This is a genomic window from Streptomyces sp. (genome assembly GCF_035645055.1).
Taxonomy (GTDB): Bacteria; Actinomycetota; Actinomycetes; order Streptomycetales; family Streptomycetaceae; genus Streptomyces.
Window position 1 is genome coordinate 38,816 of sequence record NZ_DASQNH010000019.1, and the last position, 23,686, is coordinate 62,501.

The 23,686-nt window shown below is 74.4% G+C and carries 23 protein-coding genes; 16 read left to right on the top strand and 7 right to left on the bottom strand.

Features of this window, described 5'->3' with window-relative positions; translation table 11 throughout:
• Window positions 1-48: 48 nt before the first annotated feature.
• The 5 genes from VE614_RS05870 to VE614_RS05890 all read left to right on the top strand — a co-directional run bounded on the left by VE614_RS05870 (window position 49) and on the right by VE614_RS05890 (window position 4,993).
• Window positions 49-1,335 carry a sensor histidine kinase gene (locus tag VE614_RS05870; protein ID WP_324933252.1) on the top strand — a complete coding sequence of 429 codons (1,287 nt, stop codon included), beginning with the start codon at window positions 49-51 and terminating at the stop codon, window positions 1,333-1,335.
• Window positions 1,335-1,967 (top strand): response regulator transcription factor, encoded by a 633-nt coding sequence (locus VE614_RS05875; protein WP_324933255.1) that lies wholly within the window; start codon window positions 1,335-1,337, stop codon window positions 1,965-1,967. The genes VE614_RS05870 and VE614_RS05875 overlap by 1 nt, the downstream gene beginning before the upstream one ends.
• A gap of 227 nt (window positions 1,968-2,194) precedes the next feature.
• Window positions 2,195-3,667: a DUF2252 domain-containing protein gene (locus VE614_RS05880; protein WP_414719526.1), complete on the top strand. Its 1,473-nt coding sequence runs from the start codon at window positions 2,195-2,197 to the stop codon at window positions 3,665-3,667.
• Window positions 3,668-3,766: 99 nt separating this feature from the next.
• The gene (locus VE614_RS05885) at window positions 3,767-4,600 is read left to right on the top strand and encodes a hypothetical protein (RefSeq protein ID WP_324933106.1); all 834 of its coding nucleotides are present in this window, start codon (window positions 3,767-3,769) and stop codon (window positions 4,598-4,600) included.
• A 63-nt stretch (window positions 4,601-4,663) separates the two neighbouring features.
• The gene (locus VE614_RS05890) at window positions 4,664-4,993 is read left to right on the top strand and encodes a rhodanese-like domain-containing protein (protein ID WP_324933258.1); all 330 of its coding nucleotides are present in this window, start codon (window positions 4,664-4,666) and stop codon (window positions 4,991-4,993) included.
• Between the two features lie 168 nt (window positions 4,994-5,161).
• Here VE614_RS05890 and VE614_RS05895 read toward each other — a convergent pair whose 3' ends face one another.
• From VE614_RS05895 to paaA, 5 genes are read right to left on the bottom strand one after another with little or no spacing between them, the layout of a single operon-like run.
• The gene (locus tag VE614_RS05895) at window positions 5,162-6,226 is read right to left on the bottom strand and encodes a 2Fe-2S iron-sulfur cluster-binding protein (protein ID WP_324933110.1); all 1,065 of its coding nucleotides are present in this window, start codon (window positions 6,224-6,226) and stop codon (window positions 5,162-5,164) included.
• Window positions 6,226-6,783: a 1,2-phenylacetyl-CoA epoxidase subunit PaaD gene (gene paaD, locus VE614_RS05900; protein ID WP_324933112.1), complete on the bottom strand. Its 558-nt coding sequence runs from the start codon at window positions 6,781-6,783 to the stop codon at window positions 6,226-6,228. Before paaD ends, VE614_RS05895 begins: the two co-directional genes overlap by 1 nt.
• Window positions 6,777-7,538 carry a 1,2-phenylacetyl-CoA epoxidase subunit PaaC gene (gene paaC / locus VE614_RS05905; RefSeq protein WP_414719527.1) on the bottom strand — a complete coding sequence of 254 codons (762 nt, stop codon included), beginning with the start codon at window positions 7,536-7,538 and terminating at the stop codon, window positions 6,777-6,779. Before paaC ends, paaD begins: the two co-directional genes overlap by 7 nt.
• A complete protein-coding gene (gene paaB / locus VE614_RS05910; RefSeq protein ID WP_324933115.1) occupies window positions 7,535-7,822 on the bottom strand; it encodes a 1,2-phenylacetyl-CoA epoxidase subunit PaaB in 288 nt (95 codons plus the stop codon). Before paaB ends, paaC begins: the two co-directional genes overlap by 4 nt.
• Window positions 7,819-8,829, bottom strand: coding sequence for a 1,2-phenylacetyl-CoA epoxidase subunit PaaA (gene paaA / locus VE614_RS05915; protein WP_324933118.1), 1,011 nt, complete (start codon window positions 8,827-8,829; stop codon window positions 7,819-7,821). The genes paaB and paaA overlap by 4 nt, the downstream gene beginning before the upstream one ends.
• Before the next feature lie 959 nt (window positions 8,830-9,788).
• Between paaA and VE614_RS33675 the strand changes: the two genes are divergently transcribed.
• From VE614_RS33675 to VE614_RS05930, 3 genes are read left to right on the top strand one after another with little or no spacing between them, the layout of a single operon-like run.
• On the top strand, window positions 9,789-10,343 hold the full coding sequence (locus VE614_RS33675; RefSeq protein ID WP_414719528.1) for a DUF5819 family protein: 555 nt from the start codon (window positions 9,789-9,791) through the stop codon (window positions 10,341-10,343).
• Window positions 10,340-11,644 (top strand): HTTM domain-containing protein, encoded by a 1,305-nt coding sequence (locus tag VE614_RS05925; protein ID WP_324933121.1) that lies wholly within the window; start codon window positions 10,340-10,342, stop codon window positions 11,642-11,644. The genes VE614_RS33675 and VE614_RS05925 overlap by 4 nt, the downstream gene beginning before the upstream one ends.
• A gap of 10 nt (window positions 11,645-11,654) precedes the next feature.
• Window positions 11,655-12,443, top strand: coding sequence for a TrmH family RNA methyltransferase (locus tag VE614_RS05930; protein WP_324933124.1), 789 nt, complete (start codon window positions 11,655-11,657; stop codon window positions 12,441-12,443).
• Here the strand turns inward: VE614_RS05930 and paaN are convergent.
• Window positions 12,440-14,131 (bottom strand): phenylacetic acid degradation protein PaaN, encoded by a 1,692-nt coding sequence (paaN, locus tag VE614_RS05935; RefSeq protein WP_324933128.1) that lies wholly within the window; start codon window positions 14,129-14,131, stop codon window positions 12,440-12,442. The two genes, VE614_RS05930 and paaN, sit on opposite strands and share 4 nt — an antisense overlap.
• A gap of 158 nt (window positions 14,132-14,289) precedes the next feature.
• Between paaN and VE614_RS05940 the strand changes: the two genes are divergently transcribed.
• From VE614_RS05940 to VE614_RS05950, 3 genes are all read left to right on the top strand, one after another.
• Window positions 14,290-15,807 (top strand): 3-hydroxyacyl-CoA dehydrogenase, encoded by a 1,518-nt coding sequence (locus tag VE614_RS05940; protein WP_324933131.1) that lies wholly within the window; start codon window positions 14,290-14,292, stop codon window positions 15,805-15,807.
• Complete coding sequence (locus VE614_RS05945) at window positions 15,804-16,394, top strand: TetR/AcrR family transcriptional regulator (protein WP_324933137.1); 591 nt, start codon at window positions 15,804-15,806, stop codon at window positions 16,392-16,394. Before VE614_RS05940 ends, VE614_RS05945 begins: the two co-directional genes overlap by 4 nt.
• A gap of 86 nt (window positions 16,395-16,480) precedes the next feature.
• Window positions 16,481-16,780, top strand: a complete 300-nt coding sequence (locus tag VE614_RS05950) for a hypothetical protein (RefSeq protein WP_324933139.1) — start codon at window positions 16,481-16,483, stop codon at window positions 16,778-16,780.
• A 17-nt stretch (window positions 16,781-16,797) separates the two neighbouring features.
• Here VE614_RS05950 and VE614_RS05955 read toward each other — a convergent pair whose 3' ends face one another.
• Window positions 16,798-17,298, bottom strand: coding sequence for an Lrp/AsnC family transcriptional regulator (locus VE614_RS05955; protein WP_414719529.1), 501 nt, complete (start codon window positions 17,296-17,298; stop codon window positions 16,798-16,800).
• Between the two features lie 190 nt (window positions 17,299-17,488).
• On the opposite strand from VE614_RS05955, the gene pdhA reads away from it, so the two are divergent.
• The 5 genes from pdhA to VE614_RS05980 all read left to right on the top strand — a co-directional run bounded on the left by pdhA (window position 17,489) and on the right by VE614_RS05980 (window position 23,666).
• Complete coding sequence (gene pdhA / locus VE614_RS05960; RefSeq protein WP_324933142.1) at window positions 17,489-18,625, top strand: pyruvate dehydrogenase (acetyl-transferring) E1 component subunit alpha; 1,137 nt, start codon at window positions 17,489-17,491, stop codon at window positions 18,623-18,625.
• On the top strand, window positions 18,622-19,626 hold the full coding sequence (locus VE614_RS05965; protein WP_324933145.1) for an alpha-ketoacid dehydrogenase subunit beta: 1,005 nt from the start codon (window positions 18,622-18,624) through the stop codon (window positions 19,624-19,626). Before pdhA ends, VE614_RS05965 begins: the two co-directional genes overlap by 4 nt.
• The gene (locus VE614_RS05970; protein ID WP_324933148.1) at window positions 19,626-21,164 is read left to right on the top strand and encodes a dihydrolipoamide acetyltransferase family protein; all 1,539 of its coding nucleotides are present in this window, start codon (window positions 19,626-19,628) and stop codon (window positions 21,162-21,164) included. The genes VE614_RS05965 and VE614_RS05970 overlap by 1 nt, the downstream gene beginning before the upstream one ends.
• 82 nt (window positions 21,165-21,246) lie before the next feature.
• Window positions 21,247-22,215, top strand: coding sequence for an NTP transferase domain-containing protein (locus VE614_RS05975; RefSeq protein ID WP_324933155.1), 969 nt, complete (start codon window positions 21,247-21,249; stop codon window positions 22,213-22,215).
• Window positions 22,212-23,666 carry a molybdopterin-binding protein gene (locus VE614_RS05980; RefSeq protein ID WP_324933158.1) on the top strand — a complete coding sequence of 485 codons (1,455 nt, stop codon included), beginning with the start codon at window positions 22,212-22,214 and terminating at the stop codon, window positions 23,664-23,666. Before VE614_RS05975 ends, VE614_RS05980 begins: the two co-directional genes overlap by 4 nt.
• Window positions 23,667-23,686 lie beyond the last annotated feature (20 nt).

Genomic DNA, 23,686 nt, shown 5'->3' on the forward strand with positions numbered 1-23,686 from the left:
GTGGCGGGCATGCGCCCTTCCCCCGACCCCCGCACTCTCTGGCAGGCCATGGCCCGGCCGGGCTTCCTGCTGTCGGCCTGGCCCTGGCGGGCGGCCGGATATCTGCTGACCGGGGCCGTGTCCGGGGCCGTCGTGCTGGTGGCACTGGTGAGTCTCGCCGTCGCCGGCGGGGTGCTGACCGTCGTCCTGGTCGGGTTGCCGCTGCTGGTGGGGCTGGCACTCGCCGGGATCCCGGTGGCGTGGGCGGAGCGGTGGCGGCTGCGGCTCGTCGACGCCGAGCCGGTGCCGCGGTGCCATCGCGAGCCGGCGGCGGCCGGGCTGTGGGCGTGGCTGACGACTCGGCTGCGGGAGCGGGCGACCTGGCAGGAGCTGGGCCACGCGCTGCTCTACGCGGGCCTGTTGTGGCCGCTGGACGCGCTGCTGGTCACCGCGGGGCTGCTGGTGCCGCTGGCGGTCACCGCGACTCCGCTGCTGATGGCCACCGCCGGGGACGGGCGGGAGGCCAAGGTGGTCAAGCTGTGGACGGTGACCGGCTGGCCGTCCGCCTGCGCGGTCGCCGTCCTCGGGCTGCTGCTGCTGGCCGTGGGCGGCTATGCGCTGGGGGGCGCGGCGGGCGCGCGGGCCGGGCTGGCGCGGCTGCTGCTCACCTCGCGGGAGGGGGAACTGGACGCTCGTGTGGTCGAACTGACCCGGTCCCGGGTGCGGTTGGTGGACGCTTTCGAGGCGGAACGCCGCCGGATCGAACGGGATCTGCACGACGGGGCCCAGCAGCGCCTGGTCGCCCTGACGATGACCCTGGGACTGGCCCGGCTCGACGCCCCGCCCGGGCCGCTCGCCGACCAGCTCGCCCGGGCGCACGAGGAGGCCGGGCGGGTCCTGGGCGAACTGCGGGAACTCATCCACGGCATCCACCCCCAGGTGCTCGCCGACTACGGGCTCGGCGCGGCGGTCGCCGACGCCGCCGACCGGTCCGCGGTCCCGGTGGACGTGGATCTGGAGCTGCCGGGGCGGGTACCGCAGGCGGTCGAGGCCGCCGGGTACTTCGTGGTGTGTGAGGCGCTGGCCAACGTGGCCCGGCACAGTGGGGCCGGGCGGGCCGAGGTGCGGGGCGGGCACGCCGGGGGACGGCTGTGGCTGGAGGTGTGGGACGACGGGCGCGGCGGCGCGGAGGCGGCGCGGGACGGCGCCGGGGGCGGCAGCGGACTGACGGGACTCGCGGACCGGGTCTCGGTGCTCGATGGCAGACTCGGGCTGTCCAGTCCGCCCGGTGGACCGACCCTGTTGCGTGTGGAGATCCCTTGCGAGCTGAGCGAGACGGCCGTCCCCTGCGCGTAGTGCTGGCCGAGGACAGCGTGCTGTTGCGGGAAGGGCTGGCCGGGCTGCTCGGCCGGTTCGGGCACGAAGTGGTCGCGGCCGTCGGGGACGCGGAGGCGCTGGTCGCCGCGGTCGGGCAGCACACGCCCGACATCGTCGTGACGGACGTCCGGATGCCGCCCGGCTTCCAGGACGAGGGCCTGCACGCCGCCGTACGGCTGCGCGCGACACGGCCGACGCTGCCGGTGCTGGTGCTCAGCCAGTACGTCCAGCGCGCCTACGCCGCCGAGCTGCTGGACTCCGGGGACGGCACCGGCGTCGGCTATCTGCTGAAGGACCGGGTCGGGCAGGTGGAGGAGTTCGTGGCCGCGCTGGGCGAGGTGGCGTCCGGCGGCACGGTCGTCGACCCCGAGGTGGTACGGCAGTTGCTGCGCCGGCGCCGCGATCCGCTGGAGCGGCTCAGCCCACGGGAGCGGGAGGTGCTGGCGCTGGTCGCGCAGGGCAGGTCCAACGGTGCCATCGCCCGGGAGCTGGTGGTGTCCGAGGCCGCGGTGGGCAAGCACATCGGGAGCATCCTGACCAAGCTCGACCTGCCTCCGGCGCAGGAGACGCACCGCAGGGTGCTGGCGGTGCTCGCCTTCCTGCGGGCCTGAGTCCCCCGCCTGCGCGGGCCGGCCGGAGCGGTCACCTGGCACCAACGGTCCGCGGCGGCGCGCGTGACACCGGTTGTCCACAGCTGAGCCCCCTGAGGAGTAACCCTTTGGAGTGCGCCTGTGGAGTTGTCCACAGGGCTGACGCGCTCCCGCCGGACGGCGGTACGGTCGTCGCCACGAGCTGATGTCGGACGGCACGGTGCCGTGCGGAGGGGGAGGCGGTCGCTGTGACCGAGGTGGATGCGAAGGCGCGCATCGGAACGCAGGCCGGAGCCGGGGGAACCGGGACGTCCGGGGCAGCCGGGGAACCGGGAGCGCGGCGGTTGCCCCAGGTGCCCGGGTTCGCCGAGTGGCCCGCGCAGGGCGCGTCCAAGGAGGAGGGCAAGGCGCTGCGGGAGCGGGTACCGCGGCGTGCGCACGCCCGGCTCGACCTCGACGCCTCCCGCCCGGACGCGGTGACCGCGGTCGAGGAGTCCAGCCGCGACCGCCTGCCCGAGCTGACGCCGCTGCGGATCGGCCGGATGGCGGCCACGCCGTTCGCTTTCCTGCGCGGCACCGCCGGACTCATGGCGTACGACCTCGCGCGCACCCCCGTCACCGGCATAGGCGCCCAGATCTGCGGCGACGCGCACGCGGCGAACTTCGGCCTGTACGGCGACGCGCGCGGCGGCCTGGTCATCGACCTGAACGACTTCGACGAGACGGTCCACGGCCCCTGGGAGTGGGACCTCAAGCGGCTCGCCACCTCCCTGGTGCTCGCGGGCCGGGAGGCGGGCGCCGACGAGGACACCTGCCGCGCGGCGGCCCATGACGCGGTGGGCGCCTACCGCCGCACCATGCGGCTGCTGGCCAGGCTGCCGGTGCTGGACGCGTGGAACGCCATCGCCGACGAGGAACTGGTCTCCCACACCGACGCCCACGATCTCCTCGGCACCCTGGAGCGGGTCTCGGAGAAGGCGCGGGGCAACACCAGCGGACGGTTCGTGGCGAAGTCGACGGAGCCCGCCCCGGACGGCGGACGCCGGTTCGTGGACGCGCCCCCGGTGCTGCGCCGGGTGCCGGACGCGGAGGCGGCGGCGGTCGCGGCGGCCCTGGAGGAGTACACGACCACGCTCCCCGAGGACCGCCTCCCCCTGCTGGCCCGGTACGCCGTGCACGACGTGGCGTTCCGTGTGGTCGGCACGGGCAGCGTGGGCACCCGCTCGTACGTCGTCCTTCTCCTCGACCACCGTGGCGAGTCCCTGGTCCTCCAGGTCAAGGAGGCCCGCCCGTCGGCCCTGCTGCCCCACCTGACGACCGCCGGTTTCCAGGCTCCGCCCGTGCTCCACGAGGGCCACCGGGTCGTGCTCGGCCAGAAGCGCATGCAGGTGGTCAGCGACGTACTCCTGGGCTGGACGACGGTCGACGGCCGCCCCTTCCAGGTCCGCCAGTTCCGCAACCGCAAGGGCAGCGTCGACCCCGCCGCCCTCGCCGCCGACCAGATCGACGACTACGCCCGCATGACCGGCGCCCTCCTGGCCCGCGCCCACTCCCACAGCGCCGACCCCCGCCTGATCGCCGGCTACTGCGGCAAGAACACCGAACTCGACGAGTCGCTGGCCGCTTTCGCCCTCACCTACGCCGACCGCACCGAAGCCGACCACGCGGAACTGGTCACGGCCATCCGCGCGGGGCGGGTGGAGGCGGAGATGGGGGTGTGAGGGGAGGGGAGGGGAGGCTGAGGGCAGAGGGGAGGGGAGCCGGAGGGAGGCCCCCGGGTGGCGGATCCAGCCCCGGAGGCCGTGGCCTACGCTGGTCGGGTGACCACCCCGGGAGCTGAGCAGCCGCAGTCCGTGTCGTCCGACGGTGCCGCGTCGCGGCCCGAGGAGCGGCTGGAGCGGGCCGTGCGGGCGGCCGAGCAGGCGCTGATCGAGTTCGAGATCGCGGTGGAGACGTTCCGCGTCGAGGTGGAGAACTTCTCCCGGCTGCACCATCAGCGGCTCGGCCCGATGTATGCCCGCCTGGAGGAGCTGGACGCGGAGATAGCCGAGGCCAAGGCGGCGCGCACCGGTGATCCCGAGGATCTGCGGGCCGCGCGGGAACTGCGCGCCCGGGTGATGCCGATGCCCTCCGTGGAGGAGCTGTTCCACGGGTGGATGGACGGTGCCGGCCTGTTCCCGGAGGCCTCCGCGATGCTCACGGACCAGCCGGTACGGCCCCCGCAGCGGGTGCGCCCCAGCGAGGAGGCCCGCCGGCTCTACCGCGAGCTGGCGCGCAAGGCTCACCCCGACCTGGCCCAGGAGGAGGGCGAGCGGGCGCGGCGCGAGGAGTTCATCACCCGCGTCAACGCCGCCTACGGCCGGGGCGACGAGGCGTTGCTGAAGGAGCTGGCCGAGGAGTGGGCCGCCGGGCCGGTGCCCGAAGAGCGGCGTCCGAGCCGCAGCGAGGAGCTGTACGCCCGGCTGGACTGGCTGGCCCGGCGCAAGGAGCTGCTCTCGGTGGTCGCGAAGGAGCTGGAGGAGAGCGCGATCGGCGGCATGCTGCGGCTGGCGCCGGACGACCCGGACCGTCTCCTCGACGAGATCGCCGAGCAGCTGCTGGCCGAGGTCGCCCAGCGCGAGTCGGAGCTGGCGGCGCTACGGGCCCAGGGCTGAGCCCGGGGCTGAGCGGAGGCCGTCCGTTCCGGTAGCGTCGGGAGTATGAATTTCGGAGCTGGGGTGCCCACCGTGCAGGTCACGGACCTGAAGGACGACGACTTCCTGCTGGACGTCCGCGAGGACGACGAGTGGCAGGCCGGTCACGCCGAGGGGGCGCTGCACATCCCGATCAGCGAGTTCGTGGCGCGCTACGGTGAGCTGACCGAGGCGGCCCCGCAGGACGGCCGCGTCAACGTCATCTGCCGCTCCGGCGGGCGTTCGGCCCAGGTCACCATGTACCTCGCCCAGCAGGGCGTCGACGCCGTGAACGTCGACGGCGGCATGCAGGCGTGGGAGGCGGCGGGCCGTCCTGTCGTGACCGACCAGGGGCAGCCGGGCTACGTGCTGTAGCTGTAGCTGGGGCCGTAGCCGGCCGCTTTCGGCTCAGCGGGTGTGCCGCGAGGAGGCGGCCGTACGCCTGTACGGCCGCCGCGGCGGCGTTCTCCAGCAGCGGGGCCCGGGCCGGCCCTTTCGCCGATTCGCCGCGCAGAGCCAGGCGGAGCGCTCGGCGGGAGCGGCTCAGCGGTCGAAGTCCAGCTCCACCCGCTCAGTCACCGGATGCGACTGGCACGCCAGCACGTATCCGGCCTCCGTCTCCTCCGTCTCCAGCGCGTAGTTGCGGTCCATGCGCACCTCGCCGGAGACCAGGAAGGCCCGGCAGGTCCCGCACACCCCGCCCTTGCAGGCGTACGGCGCGTCGGGCCGGTTGCGCAGCACCGTCTCCAGCAGCGACTCCCCGTCCCGCACCGGCCAGGTGCCGCCGCGGCCGTCGAGCCGGGCCGTCACCGTGCTGTGCGCGGGCGCGGGTCTCGCCGGTCCCCCGGTGGGGCCGGCGTCCACGTGGAAGATCTCCTCGTGGATCCGGGCACGCGGCACCGCCAGGTCGCCCAGTGCCCGCTCGGCGCCCTGGACCAGCCCGAACGGCCCGCACAGGAACCATCCGGCGACCTCCGCCACCGTCAGCAGCGACGGCAGCAGCCCGGTCAGCCGCTCCCGGTCGAGCCGCCCGGACGGCAGTCCCGCCTGCTGCTCCTCCCGGGAGAGCACGGTGACCAGCTGGAGCCGCTCGGGGTAGCGGTCCTTGAGGTCGGCGACCTCCTCCAGGAACATCGTCGAGGCGGTCGTACGGTCGCTGCGGATCAGACAGAACCGGGCCCCGGGCTCGCGCGCCAGCAGCGTCGAGACGATCGACAGCACCGGGGTGATACCGCTGCCGCCGACGATCGCCGCGTACCGGCCGGGCGCCGGATCGACGGTGAAGCGGCCGGCCGGAGTCATCACCTCCAGCTCGTCCCCGACGCCGATCTCCTTCAGCGCGTACGTCGAGAACGCGCCGCCCTCCACCAGCCGGACCCCGACCCGCAGGGTGCGCGGGCCCTCGTCGCCGGGGGCGGGCGCGGGGGAACAGATCGAGTAGGTGCGCCGGATCTCCGTACCGTCCGCCCGGCGGCGCAGGGCGAGATGCTGGCCGGGCGCGTGCCGGTATTCGTCGCGCAGCTCCGGCGGCACGGCGAGGGTCAGGGCGACGGAGTCGTCGGTGAGCCGGTCGACGGCGGCCACCCGGAGTGTGTGGAAGCGGGCCATCACAACTCCTTGAAGTGGTCGAACGGTTCACGGCAGGCGAGACAGCGGCGCAGCGCCTTGCACGCGGTCGAGGAGAAACGGCTGAGCAGTTCGGTGTCGGCGGATCCGCAGTGCGGGCAGCGGACGGGGTCCAGGTCCGGGTCCGCCTCCGGGGTTCGGCCCGGGCCGGCGACCGAGGTGCGGGTGGGTCCCAGGGTGACGGGGACCGGCCCGTGCTCCCGGCGCGTCCGCGGCGGGGCGATGCCGAACTCGCGCAGTTTGCGGCGGCCCTCGTCGCTGATGTCGTCCGTGGACCAGGCGGGCGAGAGCACCGTGCGGACGGTGACCTCGCGTATCCCGTGCTCGTGCAGCACCCGCTCTATGTCCAGGGACATCGCCTCCACGGCCGGGCAGCCGGTGTACGTCGGCGTCAGCTCGACCTCGGCCGCGTCGGCGCCGCGCAGCCGCACCGCGCGCAGCACGCCCAGCTCCCGCAGGGTGAGCACGGGCAGCTCGGGGTCGGGGACCGACCCGGCCAGCTCGAGCAGTTCCGCCTCCAGCGGGGTGACCGTCACCATGACGCCCCCGGGTGGCTGCGGTGCAGATGCTGCATCTCGGCGAGCATCCGGCCGAACGGTTCGGTGTGCAGGCCCTGCCGGCCCGCGCCCGCCGACCAGGCGCCGGTGCGCGGTCCCTCGGGCACGCTCAGGGTGGCCCGGCGCAGCACCTCGCCGACGGACTCCAGCCAGGCCGCCTCCATCCCCGTCCAGTCCGCGTCCACGCCGTCCACCGGCTGGAACATCTCGCCGGTGAACCGCCACAGCGCCTCGCAGGCCCGCCGCATCCGCTCACGGCTCTCCTCGGTGCCGTCGCCGAGCCGCAGCGTCCACTGCTCGGCGTGGTCGCGGTGGTAGGCGACCTCCTTGACGGCCTTCGCGGCGAGGCCCGCGAACGGGCCGTCCCCGGCGGCCAGCCGGCCGTACAGCAGATGCTGGTAGGTGGAGAAGTACAGCTGGCGGGCGATGGTGTGGGCGAAGTCGCCGTTGGGCTGCTCCACCAGCTGGAGGTTGCGGAAGGCGCGTTCCTCGCGCAGGTACGCCAGCTCGTCCTCGTCGCCGGCCATCGACAGCAGCACGCGGGCCTGGCCGAGCAGGTCCAGGGCGATGTTGGCGAGGGCGACCTCCTCCTCCAGGACGGGGGCGTGGCCGGCCCATTCGCCGAGCCGGTGGGAGAGCACCAGGGCGTCGTCGCCGAGGGCGAGGGCCGCCGCGGCGGGCACGGCCGTCGTGTCCGTGGGCGTCGTGTCCGGGGTCGTCGTCTTCGGCGTCGTCACAGGTGCTGCACCCCCTCCGGGATCTCGTAGAACGTCGGGTGCCGGTACGGCTTGTCGGCGGCCGGTTCGAAGAACGGGTCCTTCTCGTCGGGCGAGGACGCGGTGATCGCCGCGGACGGCACGACCCAGAGGGAGACACCCTCACCGCGCCGGGTGTACAGGTCGCGGGCGTTGCGCAGGGCGAACTCCGCGTCCGGGGCGTGCAGGCTGCCGGCGTGGGTGTGGGAGAGTCCGCGCCGGGAGCGGACGAACACCTCCCACAGGGGCCAGTCGTTGGTGGTCATGCTCGCGCCTCTCCGTTTCCGCCGGCGTGCTTGTCCGCGTAGGCCGCGGCCGCCTCACGCACCCACGCGCCCTCCTCGTGGGCCCGCCTGCGCTGCTCGATCCGCTGTTCGTTGCACGGCCCGTTGCCCTTGAGGACCTCCCAGAACTCCGTCCAGTCGATCGGGCCGAAGTCGTAGTGCCCCCGTTCCTCGTTCCAGCGCAGCTCCGGGTCGGGGAGGGTGAGGCCCAGGGACTCGGCCTGCGGGACGCAGATGTCGACGAAGCGCTGGCGCAGCTCGTCGTTCGAGTGCCGCTTGATCTTCCAGGCCATGGACTGCGCCGAGTGCTGCGACTCGTCGTCGGGCGGGCCGAACATCATCAGGGACGGCCACCACCAGCGGTCCACCGCGTCCTGCGCCATCGCGTGCTGTTCCGGGGTGCCCCGGCTGAGCGCCAGCAGCAGTTCGTATCCCTGGCGCTGGTGGAAGGACTCCTCCTTGCAGATGCGGACCATCGCACGGGCGTACGGGCCGTAGGAGCAGCGGCACAGGGGGACCTGGTTGGTGATCGCGGCGCCGTCCACCAGCCAGCCGATGGCGCCGACGTCGGCCCAGGTCAGCGTGGGGTAGTTGAAGATCGACGAGTACTTCTGCCGCCCCGCGTGGAGCTTGTCCAGCAGCTCGTCGCGGCTGGTGCCGAGGGTTTCGGCCGCGCTGTAGAGATACAGGCCGTGCCCGGCCTCGTCCTGGACCTTGGCCATCAGGATGGCCTTGCGGCGCAGCGAGGGGGCGCGGGTGATCCAGTTCGCCTCCGGCTGCATGCCGATGATCTCGGAGTGGGCGTGCTGGGCGATCTGCCGGACGAGCGTCGCGCGGTAGGCGTCGGGCATCCAGTCACGCGGTTCGATGCGCTCGTCGGCGGCCACGGCGGCGTCGAAGACGCGCTGGTACGCGGCGGTGTCACCGGCGTCGTCCTGGGCGCCGTGCGCCTGACCGCGGGCAGTGGGCTGCGCGGCTGCTGTCGCCATCTGGTCCCCCTCGACCTGGGCTCCGCGAGGAGCAAGCTCCCGACCGATCGTTCGGTTCGTGCGATTCCATGGTGGGACGGGCGCCGTAAGGTGTCAACCGCTGTGGATAACCTCCCGGCGGTGGCTGTGGACAAGTGCCGGGTCGACCGATGGGGCTGTGCCCGGCGGGCCGTGCTGAGTAGCGTTCCGCTGCGGGCACCGCGGAGCGGTGTGCGCGGGGGCGACGACGGCTCCGCGACGGCCCGGCCGCCGGTGCCACGGCACGGAAGAGCTGGGCGGGCGGGCGGGCGGAGAACACGGACCGGAATTGGAAACGGGGCGGAATGGACGCGCACGGCGCAAAGGACGCGTACGAGCCAGACGCGGCTGCTCCAGCGACTCCGGACGCCCCGACTGCTCCGGTCTCCCCGGTTGCTCCTCCGGCCCCGGTCGCCCCTCAGGGCCCGGTTGCCCCTCTCGGCCCGACCGACCGTCCAGCCCCGGCGGGCCCACTGTCCCCTCCAGCCCCGGCGGACCCGGTGGCCCGGGCGGCTCCGACGGACGCGGCGGACCCGATTGCCCCGGCTTCGGATGGCCCGGCGGTCCCGGATGGCCCGGCGGTCCCGGATGCCCCGGCTCCGGATGCCCCGGCGGCTCCGGATGCCCCGGCCGCTCCGACCGGTGCGGTCGGTCCTGCGGGCTCGGCTGCTTCAGCCGCCCCCGCCCTCGGCGCGGCCGCCCCCAACGCGGCCTCCCCCGCTCCTGATGCCGCCGCCCCCGTCGCCCCCGCCCCTGCTCCCGTCGCCCCCGCCCCTGCCCCCGTCGCCCCCGCCCCTGCTCCCGGTGCTGCCGCCCCCGCCCCCGGTGCTGCTGACCCCCCTTCCTCCCGTACCGGCGTCGCCGCCCTCTCCCCCGGCTATCAGATAGGTGTCGCGCTGGCGCTCGCGATCGTCGCGGTGGCGGTCTGTGTGCACATCGGCATGGTCTTTCTGCACGTCGCGCCGTCGAACACGCTGACCAAGGAGCACGGCAAGGCGATCGACGAATGGATCTACCCGGAGTTCGAGCAGAACTGGAAGCTGTTCGCGCCGAACCCGCTCCAGCAGAACATCGCCGTCCAGGTGCGCGCCCAGATCCGCACGGCGGACGGCGACTTCCGCACCACCGGCTGGTACGACCTGTCCGCCGAGGACGGCCGGGCGATCGACGGCAACCTGCTGCCCAGCCACACCCACCAGAACGAGCTGCGCCGCGCCTGGGACTTCTACACCGCCACCCACAGCGGGGAGAACCGGACCGCCGCCTCGCGCGGTCTGCTCGCCGAGACGTATCTGCGCCGCATCGTCGTCCTGCGCCTGCACCGCGCGGAGGCGGCCGGAGCGGGCGGTGCCCTCGAACGCGTCCAGGTCCGCTCCCGCACCACCCCGGTGCGCCCGCCCGAATGGAGCGAGGAGCGGATCTCGCTGAAACCGGTGGACCGGGTGCTGCCCTGGTGGACGGTGCCCGCGGACGAGTCCTGGGGAGGTGCCGGGTGAACCGCTTCGCCCTGGCGCTGTCCGGCGCCATCGCCCGGGTCACCGAGTCCGCCCTCGGCCCGTACCAGACCGCCGTGGTCCGCATCGGCTTCGCCCTGACCTGGCTGCTGTTCCTGCTGCGCGAGTTCCCGCACCGCGCGGAGCTGTACGGCCCGGACGGCCCGTGGAGCTGGACCCTCGCCGACGAGCTGATCCGGCAGAACGGCGCGTTCACCGCGCTGATGTGGTCCGACGGCCGGGTCTGGTTCGAGTTCGTCTACGGACTCGCCGCCGTCTCCAGTCTGCTGCTGATGCTGGGCTGGCGGACCCGCACCATGTCCGTGCTGTTCATGGTCGGCGTGCTGTCGCTGCAGAACCGCAGCGTGTTCATGGGCGACGGCGGCGACAACGTCCTGCACCTGATGTCCGTCTACCTGGTCCTGACCCGCTGTGGCCAGGTCTGGTCGCTGGACGCGCGGCGCGCCCGCCGCGCCCGGGAGGCACGCGCGCGTGGGGAGCGGTCCGGGGACCGGACGGGGCTCGCGTTGTGGGCCGTGCTGGGCCTGGCGCTGGCGGCGGCCACCGCGGCGGGCCGGTTCGACGGCGATCCGCTGGTGCCGTCGCTGTTGTGGGGCGTCCTGCTGGCGCAGGCCCTGTGGTGGCTGGTCGGTCGCCACGCGCGGACCGCGCAGCCACGGATCCTGCTCGACGTGATCGCCAACGTCCTGCACAACGGCGCCCTGCTGGTGATCATGGCCGAGGCCTGCCTGATCTACGCCACGGCCGGCTGGTACAAGATCCAGGGCTCCCGCTGGCAGGACGGCACCGCCGTCTACTACCCGCTGCACCTGGACTACTTCTCGCCCTGGCCGGCGCTCGCCGACGCGCTGTCCGCCAGCGGGACCATGGTGATGCTGGTGACGTACGGGACGGTCCTGGTGCAGGTCGCCTTCCCGTTCACACTGCTCCACCGGCGGCTCAAGAACGTGCTGCTCGCCGCCATGATCACCGAGCATCTGGTGATCGCCGTGGTCCTCGGACTGCCGTTCTTCTCGCTGGCGATGATCGCGGCGGACGCGGTCTTCCTGCCGACGTCGTTCCTGCGCCGCCTGGGCGGCTGGGCGGCACGCGCGCGTGGCCGGCTGTCCTCCCGCGCGGACCGCACCCCGGCACCCGGGCCACCCGCCCCGCAGCAGGCCGTTCCCGATCAGGCCGTTCCCGATCAGTCCGTTCCCGATCAGTCCGTCCCCGGACAAGCCGTCCCCGGGCAAGCCGTCCCCGGCCAGGCCGCCCCCGGTCACGCGGGCTTCCCCGCCCCGTAGGCTGCACGGCATGAACGACCCCGCGAGCCACGCCGCGGCCGGCTCCGCCGACCCCGTGACCGCCTGGCACCGGCTGGCCGGCACCTGTGTGCTGCTGGACGGCTTCCACGCCCTCAAGCACGCCGTGCGGTTCGGCGCCGAGGTCCCGGTGGCGGTCGCCGCCGACCGGCGCGCCGCGCTCGCCCTCGCCGAAGAGCTGGCCCCGGACGTCCGGCAGGCGCTGGACGCGCTGCTCACCGAGGTGCCGGAGGCGACGTACGCCGCGCTCGTGCCGCGCCCGCATCCCACCGCCGTGGCCGCCCTCGCCGTACGGCCGTCCCGCGCGGCGAACCTGGAGCGGCTGGCGCGCACCCCACGCACCGCCCCCGTGGTGGTGCTCGACAATCCGCGCAACCTCGGCAACGCGGGCGCCGTGATCCGCCTGGCCGCCGGCTTCGGAGCTACCGGCGTGGTCACCACCGGCACCCTCGACCCGTGGCATCCCACGGTGGTGCGCGGCGGTGCGGGCCTGCACTTCGCGACCGCCGTGGAGCGGCTGGAGGTCGCCGAGCTGCCGCCGGGTCCGGTGTTCGCACTGGACCCGGAGGGCGACGACATCCGGGGCCTGAAGCTCCCGGACGACGCCGTCCTCGCCTTCGGCTCCGAGCGCAGCGGGCTCTCCGCCGAGCTGCGCGGGCGGGCCGACCATCTGCTGTCCCTGCCGATGCGCCCCCAGGTCTCCAGCTACAACCTCGCGACCAGCGTGGCCATGACGCTGTACCACTGGAGCCTGGGGGGCCGGGGTCCAGGGGCTCCCTAGGCCTCGCGCCGTACCTCGACCACCCGGAACCGGTTGGCGACGAACGCGCCGTCGGTGAGGGCCGCGTTGGCCGCCGGGTTGCCGCCCGAGCCGTGGAAGTCGGAGAAGGCGGCGGTCTGGTTGACGTACACCCCGCCGGTGAGGTTGAGGGAGAGCTGGGCGGCCTCCTCCAGGCAGACCTCCTCGACGGCCCGCTCGACCTCGGCGTCGGTCGTGTACGCGCCGACCGTCATGGCGCCCTTCTCGCGGACCGTGCGCCGCAGCAGCTCCAGCGCGTCGGCGGCCGAGTCGACGGCGACCGCGAAGGAGACCGGGCCGAAGCACTCGCTCATGTAGGCGGCCTCGTCGTCCGGCTTGGCGCCGTCCAGCTTCACGATCACCGGGGTGCGCACCACCGCGTCCGGGAAATCGGGATTGGCGACCTCGCGGGAGGCCAGCGCGACCTCGCCGAGGCCAGCGGCGGCCTCCAGACGGGCCTTGACGTCCGGGTTGACGATGGCGCCGAGCAGGGCGTTCGCGCGGGCGTCGTCGCCGAGCAGTCCGTCCACCGCGCGGGCGAGGTCGGCGACCACCTCGTCGTAGCTCTTGGGGCCCTGGTCGGTGCTGATGCCGGTGCGCGGGATGAGCAGGTTCTGCGGGGTGGTGCACATCTGGCCGCTGTACAGCGACAGCGAGAACGCCAGGTTGGACAGCATCCCCTTGTAGTCGCCGGTCGACTCGACGAGGACGGTGTTGACGCCGGCCTTCTCGGTGTAGACCTGCGCCTGACGGGCGTGGGCCTCCAGCCAGTCGCCGAACGTGGTGGAGCCGGTGTAGTCGATGATCCGGATCTCGGGGCGGGTGGCGAGCGTCTTGGCGACGCCCTCGCCGGGCCGTTCGGCGGCCAGCGCGACCAGGTTCGGGTCGAAGCCCGCCTCCGCGAGCACGTCCCGGGCGACCCGCACGGTCAGCGCGAGCGGCAGCACCGCGCGGGGGTGCGGCTTGACGAGGACCGCGTTGCCGGTGGCGAGGGAGGCGAACAGGCCCGGGTAGCCGTTCCAGGTCGGGAAGGTGTTGCAGCCGATGACCAGGCCGATGCCGCGCGGGACGGGGGTGAAGGACTTGGTCAGCGCCAGGGGGTCGCGCTTGCCCTGCGGCTTGCTCCACTCCGCGGTGCCGGGGGTGCGGACCTGCTCCGCGTACGCGTACGCCACCGCCTCCAGGCCGCGGTCCTGGGCGTGCGGGCCGCCCGCCTGGAACGCCATCATGAACGCCTGGCCGGAGGTGTGCATGACCGCGTGCGCGAACTCGTGCGTCCGGTCGCTGATCCGCTTCAGGATCTCCAGGCACACCACCGCGCGCAGTTCCGCGCCCGCGTCCCGCCACGCGCGCTGTCCTGCCTTCATGGCGGGCAGCAGCACGTCGACGTCCGCATGCGGATACTCCACGCCCAGCTCGATGCCGTACGGCGACACCTCGCCGCCCACCCAGCCGTCGGTGCCGGGCTGGCCGAGGTCGAGGCGGGTGCCCAGGAGGGCGTCGAAGGCGGCCTTGCCCGCCGCCGCGTCCAGACTGCCGTGCTCCCCGTACGCCTTCGGGTGCTCAGGGTGCGGCGACCAGTACGCGCGGGTGCGGATCGCCTCCAGCGCCTGGTCGAGCGTGGGCCGGTGCTGGGCGATCAGCCGGTGCGCGGTGAGTTCGGCGGCCATGGGGGACCAACTCCTCGTCTCAAGAGCTCGTCGTCGAGCTCATGACCTGGCAAGCCAGGGGCAGGAACGGGCAGACAGAGTTAGAGTAACCGAACGATCGGTCGGGACAAGGGGGTCCGCCGCATCTGTGGATAACCCCGTGGGGGAGGATCGCGCTCATGACAGCACTCGACCTCAGCAGCCCCGTGGCCGTCGTCGGCACCGGCACCATGGGTCAGGGCATCGCCCAGGTGGCGCTCGTCGCGGGCCACCCCGTACGGCTCTACGACGCCGTTCCCGGCCGCGCGCGGGAGGCCGCCGCCGCGATCGGCGCCCGCCTCGACCGGCTCGTCGAGAAGGACCGGCTGAGCGCGGCCGGCCGGGACGCCGCGCGGGCCCGGCTGTCGCCCGCCGACGGCCTCGCCGACCTCGCCGGTTGCGCCCTGGTCGTGGAGGCCGTCGTGGAGCGGCTGGACGTCAAGCAGGCCCTGTTCCGCGAGCTGGAGGACATCGTCGCCGACGACTGTCTGCTCGCCACCAACACCTCCTCCCTGTCGGTGACGGCCATCGGCGGCGCCCTGCGCAACCCGGGGCGCTTCGTCGGCCTGCACTTCTTCAACCCCGCGCCGCTGCTGCCGCTCGTCGAGGTCGTCTCCGGGTTCGCCACCGACGTCACCTCGGCCACGCGCGCGTACGAGACGGCCCGCGCCTGGGGCAAGACGCCGGTGGCCTGTGCCGACACCCCCGGTTTCATCGTCAACCGCATCGCCCGGCCGTTCTACGCCGAGGCCTTCGCGGTGTACGAGGCGCAGGGCGCCGACCCGGCCACCATCGACGCGGTGCTGCGCGAGTCGGGCGGCTTCAGGATGGGCGCGTTCGAACTTACCGACCTGATCGGGCAGGACGTCAACGAGTCCGTCACGCACTCGGTCTGGCAGTCCTTCTTCCAGGACGTGCGCTTCACCCCGTCCCTCGCCCAGCGCCGCCTCGTCGAGTCCGGCCGGCTCGGCCGCAAGAGCGGGCAGGGCTGGTACGACTACCGGGACGGCGCCGAGCGTCCCGAGCCGCACACCGCGGAGGCCGCCGAGGCACCCGCGTACGTCGTCGCCGAGGGCGATCTGGGCCCCGCGGGCGAACTGCCGGCGATGCTCCGCGAGGCGGGCGTCCAGGTCCGCGAGGAGGCCGAGGACAACGGCACCCGCCTGGTGCTGCCGAGCGGCGGCCAGCTCGTCCTCGCCGACGGCCAGACCTCGGTGGAGTTCCGCGACGTCGTCTACTTCGACCTCGCTCTCGACTACCGCGCGGCGACCCGGATCGCGCTGTCCGCCTCGCAGGACACCTCCCCGCAGACCCTCGCCGAGGCCACCGGTCTCTTCCAGGCGCTCGGCAAGAAGGTCAGCGTCATCGGTGACGTCCCCGGCATGATCGTGGCCCGCGCGGTGGCCCGGATCATCGACCTCGCGCACGACGCCGTGGCCAAGGGCGTGGCCACCGAGGAGGACATCGACACCGCGATGCGCCTCGGCGTGAACTACCCGCTCGGCCCCTTCGAGTGGAGCCGCCGGCTCGGCCGCGGCTGGGCCTACGCCCTCCTCGACGACCTGCACCTGCGCGACCCCTCCGGCCGCTACGCGCCGTCCCTCGCGCTCTACCGTCACGCGTACGCCACCGACAAGCGGGAGGGCAGCACGTCATGACCACCGCCAAGCGCGACACGTACACCCCGGAGACCCTGCTGTCGGTCGCCGTGCGGGTCTTCAACGAGCGCGGCTACGACGGCACCTCCATGGAGCACCTGTCCAAGGCGGCGGGCATCTCCAAGTCGTCGATCTACCACCATGTCGCAGGCAAGGAGGAGTTGCTGCGGCGGGCCGTCAGCCGGGCCCTGGACGGGCTGTTCGGGATCCTCGACGAGGAGCACGCGCGCGTGGGGCGCGCCGCCGACCGCCTGGAGTACGTGGTGCGGCGCATGGTCGAGGTGCTGATGGCCGAGCTGCCGTACGTCACCCTGCTGCTGCGGGTGCGCGGCAACACCGACACCGAGCGCTGGGCCCTGGAGCGCCGCCGCGACTTCGACCACCGGGTCGCCGAGCTGCTGAGGGCGGCGGCGGCCGACGGGGACGTACGCGGCGACGTGGAGTTCCGGCTGGCGACCCGGCTGGTCTTCGGCATGATCAACTCCATCGTGGAGTGGTACCGGCCGGACGGGCGCGGCATGGGCGAGCGCGAGGTCGGCGACGCGGTGGCCCGGCTGGTCTTCGAGGGGCTGCGCCGCGCGGGCTGACGGCGGCCCGCATGAGTACGCGCGCCCGGGCGGCCTGAGTACGCGTCCCCATGCCGGCCCGGGCCCCCGGTGATGGCATGGGGCGCATGTCCGACAATGACGCGCCGTCCTCTTCCGCGCCCCACCGGACGTGGTGGCGGGCGCCCCTGGTGGCCTCGGCGGTCGGGGTGCCGCTCGTGGTGCTGGAGTACGCCTGGATCGGCCCCGGGCCCTTCGTGGGCGCCCTCTACTGTGCCGTCGGACTGCTGGCGCTCGCCTGGCTGCTGCCGCGGCGCCGGTCCCTGCGGGGGCTGCGGATCGCGGCGGCCGTGACCGCGGTCGGCTCCGCGTTGCTGCCGCTGGTGTTCCTCCTGCTGCTGGGCCTGGTCTGGGAGGCCTCGGCCTGACGCTCCGGCGGCACGGCTCAGCCCTGCGGCTCCAGGTCCTCCTCCTCGAACACCAGCAGGGTGCGGGTGCTCAGCACCTCGGGGATGGCCTGGAGGCGGGTGAGCACCAGTTCGCGCAGCGCCCGGTTGTCCGGGGTGTGCACCAGCAGCAGGACGTCGAAGTCGCCGCCCACCAGGGCGATGTGCGAGGCGCCGGGCAGCTGCCGCAGCTGTTCGCGGACCGTGCGCCAGGAGTTCTGCACGATCTTGAGCGTGATGTACGCGGACGTGCCATGCCCGGCGCGTTCGTGGTCGACGCGCGCCCCGAAGCCGCGGATCACCCCGTCCTCGACGAGCCGGTTGATGCGCGCGTAGGCGTTGGCGCGTGAGACGTGCACCCGCTCGGCGACCGACCGTATCGAGGCGCGGCCGTCCGCCTGGAGCATCCGCAGGATGTCCTGGTCGATGGCGTCGAGGGGGCGGGGCGGGGGCAGACGGGCGCCGGTGTCGGCGGCCTGGGCCATTTGTTCAGGTGCCATGTCCCCCCGCCTCCCTACCATGGACGTACTGCGTCCATCTCAGGCTGTGCAGAACCGTTTGTCCACAGCCTTGACCCGCCTGTAGCCAAAATGTGCCGTCGACCGAACAATCGGTAGGTGAGGCGCGTCACAGACGCCGCGCCTCTCACAGCGCTCCCACGAGGAGCCGCTCCGACGAGGAGGTGCCGTCATGACGGTCATGGAGCAGCGGGGCGCGTACCGGCCCACACCGCCGCCCGCCTGGCAGCCCCGAACCGACCCCGCGCCGCTGCTGCCCGACGCGGAGCCGTACCGCGTCCTCGGCACCGAGGCAGCCGCGAAGGCGGACCCCGAGCTGCTGCGCACGCTCTACGCCCAGCTGGTCCGCGGCCGCCGCTACAACGCGCAGGCCACCGCCCTCACCAAGCAGGGCCGGCTCGCCGTCTACCCGTCCAGCACCGGCCAGGAGGCCTGCGAGGTCGCCGCCGCGCTTGCCCTCGAAGAGCGCGACTGGCTCTTCCCCAGCTACCGCGACACCCTCGCCGCCGTCGCCCGCGGCGTGGACCCCGTCGAGGCGCTGACCCTGCTGCGCGGCGACTGGCACACCGGCTACGACCCGTACGCCCATCACGTGGCCCCCCTGTGCACCCCCCTCGCCACCCAGCTCCCGCACGCCGTCGGCCTCGCCCACGCCGCCCGCCTCAAGGGCGACGACGTGGTCGCGCTCGCCATGGTCGGCGACGGCGGCACCAGCGAGGGCGACTTCCACGAGGCCCTGAACTTCGCCGCCGTCTGGCAGGCCCCGGTCGTCTTCCTGGTGCAGAACAACGGCTTCGCGATCTCCGTGCCGCTCGCCAAGCAGACCGCCGCCCCCACCCTGGCCCACAAGGCCGTCGGGTACGGGATGCCGGGCCGCCTGGTCGACGGCAACGACGCCGCGGCCGTGCACGAGGTGCTGACCGACGCCGTACGGCACGCGCGCGCGGGCGGCGGCCCCACCCTCGTGGAGGCCGTGACGTACCGCGTCGACGCCCACACCAACGCCGACGACGCCACCCGCTACCGCACCGACGACGAGGTCGAGACCTGGCGCGCGCACGACCCGATCCAGCTGCTGGAGCGGGAGCTGACCGGCCGCGGCCTGCTCGACGAGGCCGCGATCCGGGCCGCGCGGGACGACGCCGAGACCATGGCCGCCGACCTGCGCGCCCGTATGAACGCGGACCCCGCGCTCGACCCCATGGACCTGTTCGCCCACGTCTACGCCGAACCCACCCCGCAGCTGCGCGAGCAGAGGGCCCAGCTGCAGGCGGAGCTGGCGGCCGGCCAGGAAGGGGCCCACCGATGACCACCGTCGCCGTCAAGCCGGCCACCATGGCGCAGGCCCTCACGCGCGCGATGCGCGACGCCATGGCCGCCGACCCGGCCGTGCACGTCCTCGGCGAGGACGTCGGCACGCTCGGCGGCGTCTTCCGGGTCACCGACGGACTCGCCAAAGAGTTCGGTGAGGACCGCTGCACCGACACACCGCTCGCCGAGGCCGGCATCCTCGGCACCGCCGTCGGCATGGCCATGTACGGGCTGCGGCCGGTCGTCGAGATGCAGTTCGACGCCTTCGCCTACCCGGCGTTCGAGCAGCTCCTGTCGCACGTCGCGAAGATGCGCAACCGCACCCGCGGGAAGATGCCCCTCCCGATCACCGTCCGCGTCCCCTACGGCGGCGGCATCGGCGGCGTCGAGCACCACAGCGACTCCTCCGAGGCGTACTACATGGCGACTCCGGGGCTCCACGTCGTCACGCCCGCCACCGTCGCCGACGCCTACGGCCTGCTGCGCGCCGCCATCGCCTCCGACGACCCGGTCGTCTTCCTGGAGCCCAAGCGGCTGTACTGGTCGAAGGACTCCTGGAACCCGGAGCAGCCGCAGCACGTTGAACCCATCGGCCGCGCGGTCGTGCGGCGCTCCGGCCGGAGCGCCACGCTGATCACGTACGGCCCGTCGGTGCCCGTCTGCCTCGAAGCCGCCGAGGCCGCGCGGGCCGAGGGGTGGGACCTCGAAGTCGTCGACCTGCGCTCCCTGGTGCCGTTCGACGACGAGACGGTCTGCGCCTCGGTGCGGCGGACCGGGCGGGCGGTCGTCGTCCATGAGTCCAGCGGGTTCGGCGGGCCGGGCGGGGAGATCGCCTCCCGGGTCACCGAGCGCTGCTTCCACCACCTGGAGGCGCCGGTGCTGCGTGTGGCCGGATTCGACACCCCCTATCCGCCGCCCATGCTGGAGCGGCATCATCTGCCCGGCGTCGACCGGATCCTGGACGCCGTGGCGCGTCTGCAATGGGAGGCCGAGAGCTGATGGCACAGGTGCTGGAGTTCAAGCTCCCCGACCTCGGCGAAGGGCTCACCGAGGCGGAGATCGTGCGCTGGCTGGTCCAGGTCGGCGACGTCGTCGCCGTCGACCAGCCGGTCGTGGAGGTCGAGACGGCCAAGGCGATGGTCGAGGTCCCCTGCCCCTACGGCGGCGTGGTCACCGCCCGCTTCGGTGAGGAGGGCACCGAGCTGCCCGTCGGGGCACCTCTGATCACGGTCGCGGTCGGCGCCGCGGCCGCCGGCCCGGACACCGCCGCCCCGGCCGGCCCCCAGCCCCCCGGGCGCCCGGCCGGAAACGCGGCCGGGGCACCGGAGGCGAGCGAGGGCTCCGGCAACGTCCTCGTGGGCTACGGCACGGGAGCGCCCCCGGCGCGCCGCCCGCGGGTCCGTCCCCAGCCGCCGGGCACCGCCACGCCCCCGCCGGCCGCCACGCCCTCGCCGGCCCCCGGTGCCGCACCGGCCGCCCCCGCGCAGGAGACCTCCGTGGCCGCCCCCGCCGGGGGTACCCGGGTCAACGGCGACGACCCGGTCAACGGAGAGGGCCCGGTCAACGGAAAGAGCCCGGTCGGTGGCGACAGCCCGGTCGATGGAGACGGCCCGGTTCCCGTGATCTCCCCGCTCGTCCGCCGCCTCGCCCGCGAGAACGGGCTGGACCTGCGGGAACTGACCGGCTCCGGCCCGGACGGACTGATCCTGCGCGCGGACGTCGAGTACGCGCTGCGCGCCGCCGCCGCCCAGGGCGGCCGGACGACCGGCGCGCAGCCCGAACCGCAGGCACGGGTGGCCGCCCAGCCCTCCGCACCGGCCAAGGCGCCCGCCTCCTCCGCCCTCGGCGGTGGCACCCGCGTCCCGCTCAAGGGCGTGCGCGGCGCGGTCGCCGACAAGCTCTCCCGCAGCCGGCGCGAGATCCCGGACGCCACCTGCTGGGTGGACGCCGACGCCACCGAGCTGATGCGGGCCAGGGCCGCGATGAACGCGGCCGGCGGACCGAAGATCTCCCTGCTCGCCCTGCTGGCCCGGATCTGCACCGCCGCGCTCGCCCGCCACCCCGAGCTGAACTCCACCGTCGACCTCGCCGCCCGGGAGGTCGTCCGGCTCGACCACGTCCACCTCGGCTTCGCCGCGCAGACCGAGCGGGGCCTCGTCGTCCCCGTCGTCCGGGACGCGCACGCCCGCGACGCCGAGGGCCTGACCGCGGAGTTCGCCCGGCTCACCGAGGCGGCACGGGCCGGGACCCTGACACCCGGGGAACTGACCGGCGGCACCTTCACGCTGAACAACTACGGCGTGTTCGGCGTCGACGGCTCCACCCCGATCATCAACCACCCCGAGGCCGCCATGCTCGGCGTCGGCCGGATCGTCCCCAAGCCATGGGTGCACGAGGGCGAGCTGGCCGTCCGCCAGGTCGTCCAGCTCTCGCTCACCTTCGACCACCGCGTCTGCGACGGCGGCACGGCCGGCGGCTTCCTGCGCTACGTCGCCGACTGCGTCGAACAGCCGGCGGTGCTGCTGCGCACCCTGTGACGCGCTCACCCCTCGCGGCCACCCCTGTCCACATGCTGTGCACAGGGGTGGCAACGATCTTCCCGGCGCTCATACTCGGGGCATGACCTCGCACGCGCCCCCGCCCGCCCCCGGCGCCCCGTACGGCGACATCCCGTACGACGCCGTGGTGCTCGCGGGCGGGGCCGCCCGGCGGCTCGGCGGCGCCGACAAGCCCGCCGTCCGCGTGGGCGGCCGGGCCCTGCTCGACCGGGTCCTCACCGCCTGCGCCGGGGCCTCCACCACCGTTGTCGTCGCCGCCCCGCGGCCCGCCGCGCGCCCGGTCACCTGGGCTCGCGAGGACCCGCCCGGCGGGGGCCCGCTCGCCGCCCTCGACGCCGGACTGCGGCACACCACCGCCGAGCACGTCGTGGTGCTCTCCGCGGATCTGCCGTTCCTCGACGACGGCACGGTACGGCGGCTGCGGGCCGCCCTGGACGGCGCGGGCCACGCCGACGGCGCGCTGCTCGCCGACGCCGACGGCCGCGACCAGCCACTGGTCGCCGCCTACCGCGCCGCCGCGCTGCGCCGCGAGCTGGCCGCGCTCACCGCCGCGCACGGCGCGCTCACCGGACTGCCGCTGCGCCGGCTGACCGGCACGCTCGACCTCGTCCGCGTCCCGGATCCCGTCGCCTCCTTCGACTGCGACACCTGGGACGACATCGCCACCGCAAGGGCACGCATCAGGGAGCATGGGCACGTGTTGGATGAATGGATCTCCGCGGTCAAGGACGAGCTGGGCATCGACCTCGACGTCGACACCGGTGTCCTGCTCGACCTGGCCCGCGACGCCGCCCACGGCGTGGCGCGCCCCGCGGCCCCGCTGACCACCTTCCTCGTCGGCTACGCCGCGGCCCGCGCCGAGGGGGGCCCGCAGGCCGTCGCCGAAGCCGCCCGCAAGGCCGCCGCGCTGGCCCGGCGCTGGGCGGACGAGACGGACGAAGAAGCCGCCCCCGGATCCGCCACGCGCCCGGACGCCGGGTCCGCCACGCGCCCGGCCCCCGGATCCGCCACGCGCCCGGACGCCGGATGAGCGCCCCCGGCATCCGGGCCGGCGAGGACGCCCACGACCTCGACGTCGAGGAGGCCCTGGCCCTCGTGAAACGCCCCCACGGCCGCCCCCACGGCCGCAGCCCCGGCGACCAGGTCCCCGCCCCCGCGCCGAAGGACGCGCGGACCGCCGCCCAGGGCACCGCCCCGACGGCCCCCCGGCCGGACGCCCACCACCGCGCCACCCCCTGGCCGGAGGCCCGCGCGACCGCGGAACGGGCCGGCCGTACCGCCCGCGCGACCGCCGAGCGGGCCGACCACGCGGGCCGTACGGCCGACGCCACCACCGCCACGCGCCGTCCCTCCGCCCCCGTGCCCCTCGACGCCGCCCTGGGACTGATCCTCGCCGCCCCCCTGGCCGCGCTCACCGACCTGCCCTCCTTCGACACCTCCGCGATGGACGGCTGGGCCGTCGCCGGCCCCGGACCCTGGGCGCTGCGGGACGAGGGCGTGCTCGCCGGGGGCAGGGACCCCGCACGGCTCGCCGACGGAGAAGCCGTCCGCATCGCCACCGGCGCCCGGATCCCGCCGGACACCACGGCGGTGCTGCGCAGCGAGCACGGCCGCACGGACGACAACGGCCGCCTCCACCCCACCGGGGACGTCGGCCACGGCCAGGACATCCGCCCGCGCGCCCAGGAGTGCCGCACCGGCGACCAGCTCCTGCCGGCCGGCACACTCGTCACGCCCGCCGTGCTCGGGCTCGCCGCGGCGGCCGGCTACGACACCCTCACGGTGGTCCCCCGCCCGCGCGTCGACGTGCTGATCCTCGGCGACGAACTCCTCACCGGGGGACTGCCGCACGACGGTCTGATCCGGGACGCCCTCGGCCCGATGCTGCCGCCCTGGCTCCGGGCGCTCGGCGCCGAGGTCCTGTCGGTCCGGCGGCTCGGTGACGAAGCCGAGGCACTGCACCGGGCCATCACCGGCAGCGAGGCCGACCTCGTCGTCACCACCGGCGGCACCGCGGCGGGCCCGGTCGACCACGTCCACCCCACGCTGCGCCGCATCGGCGCGAAGCTGCTGATCGACGGGGTCAAAGTGCGGCCGGGCCACCCGATGCTGCTGGCCCGCACCCGGGAGGACCAGTATCTCGTCGGCCTGCCCGGCAACCCGCTCGCGGCCGTCTCCGGGCTGCTGACCCTCGCCGAGCCGCTGCTGCGGGCCCTCGGCGGGCGCCCGGCAGGGGAGCGGTACGCGCTGCCGCTCAAGGACGGGGCGCACGGACATCCGTACGACACCCGTCTCATCCCCGTCACCCTGCGCGGCGACCGGGCGGTGCCGCTGCACTACAACGGCCCGGCCATGCTGCGGGGCGTCGCGGCGGCGGACGCCCTGGCCGTCGTCCCGCCGGGCGGTGCCGAGCCGGGGCAGGCGACGGAGATCCTGGACCTGCCGTGGGCGACGGCCGGCACCGGCGGGTGTTTCACGTGAAACACGCGCGAGCCCTGGAG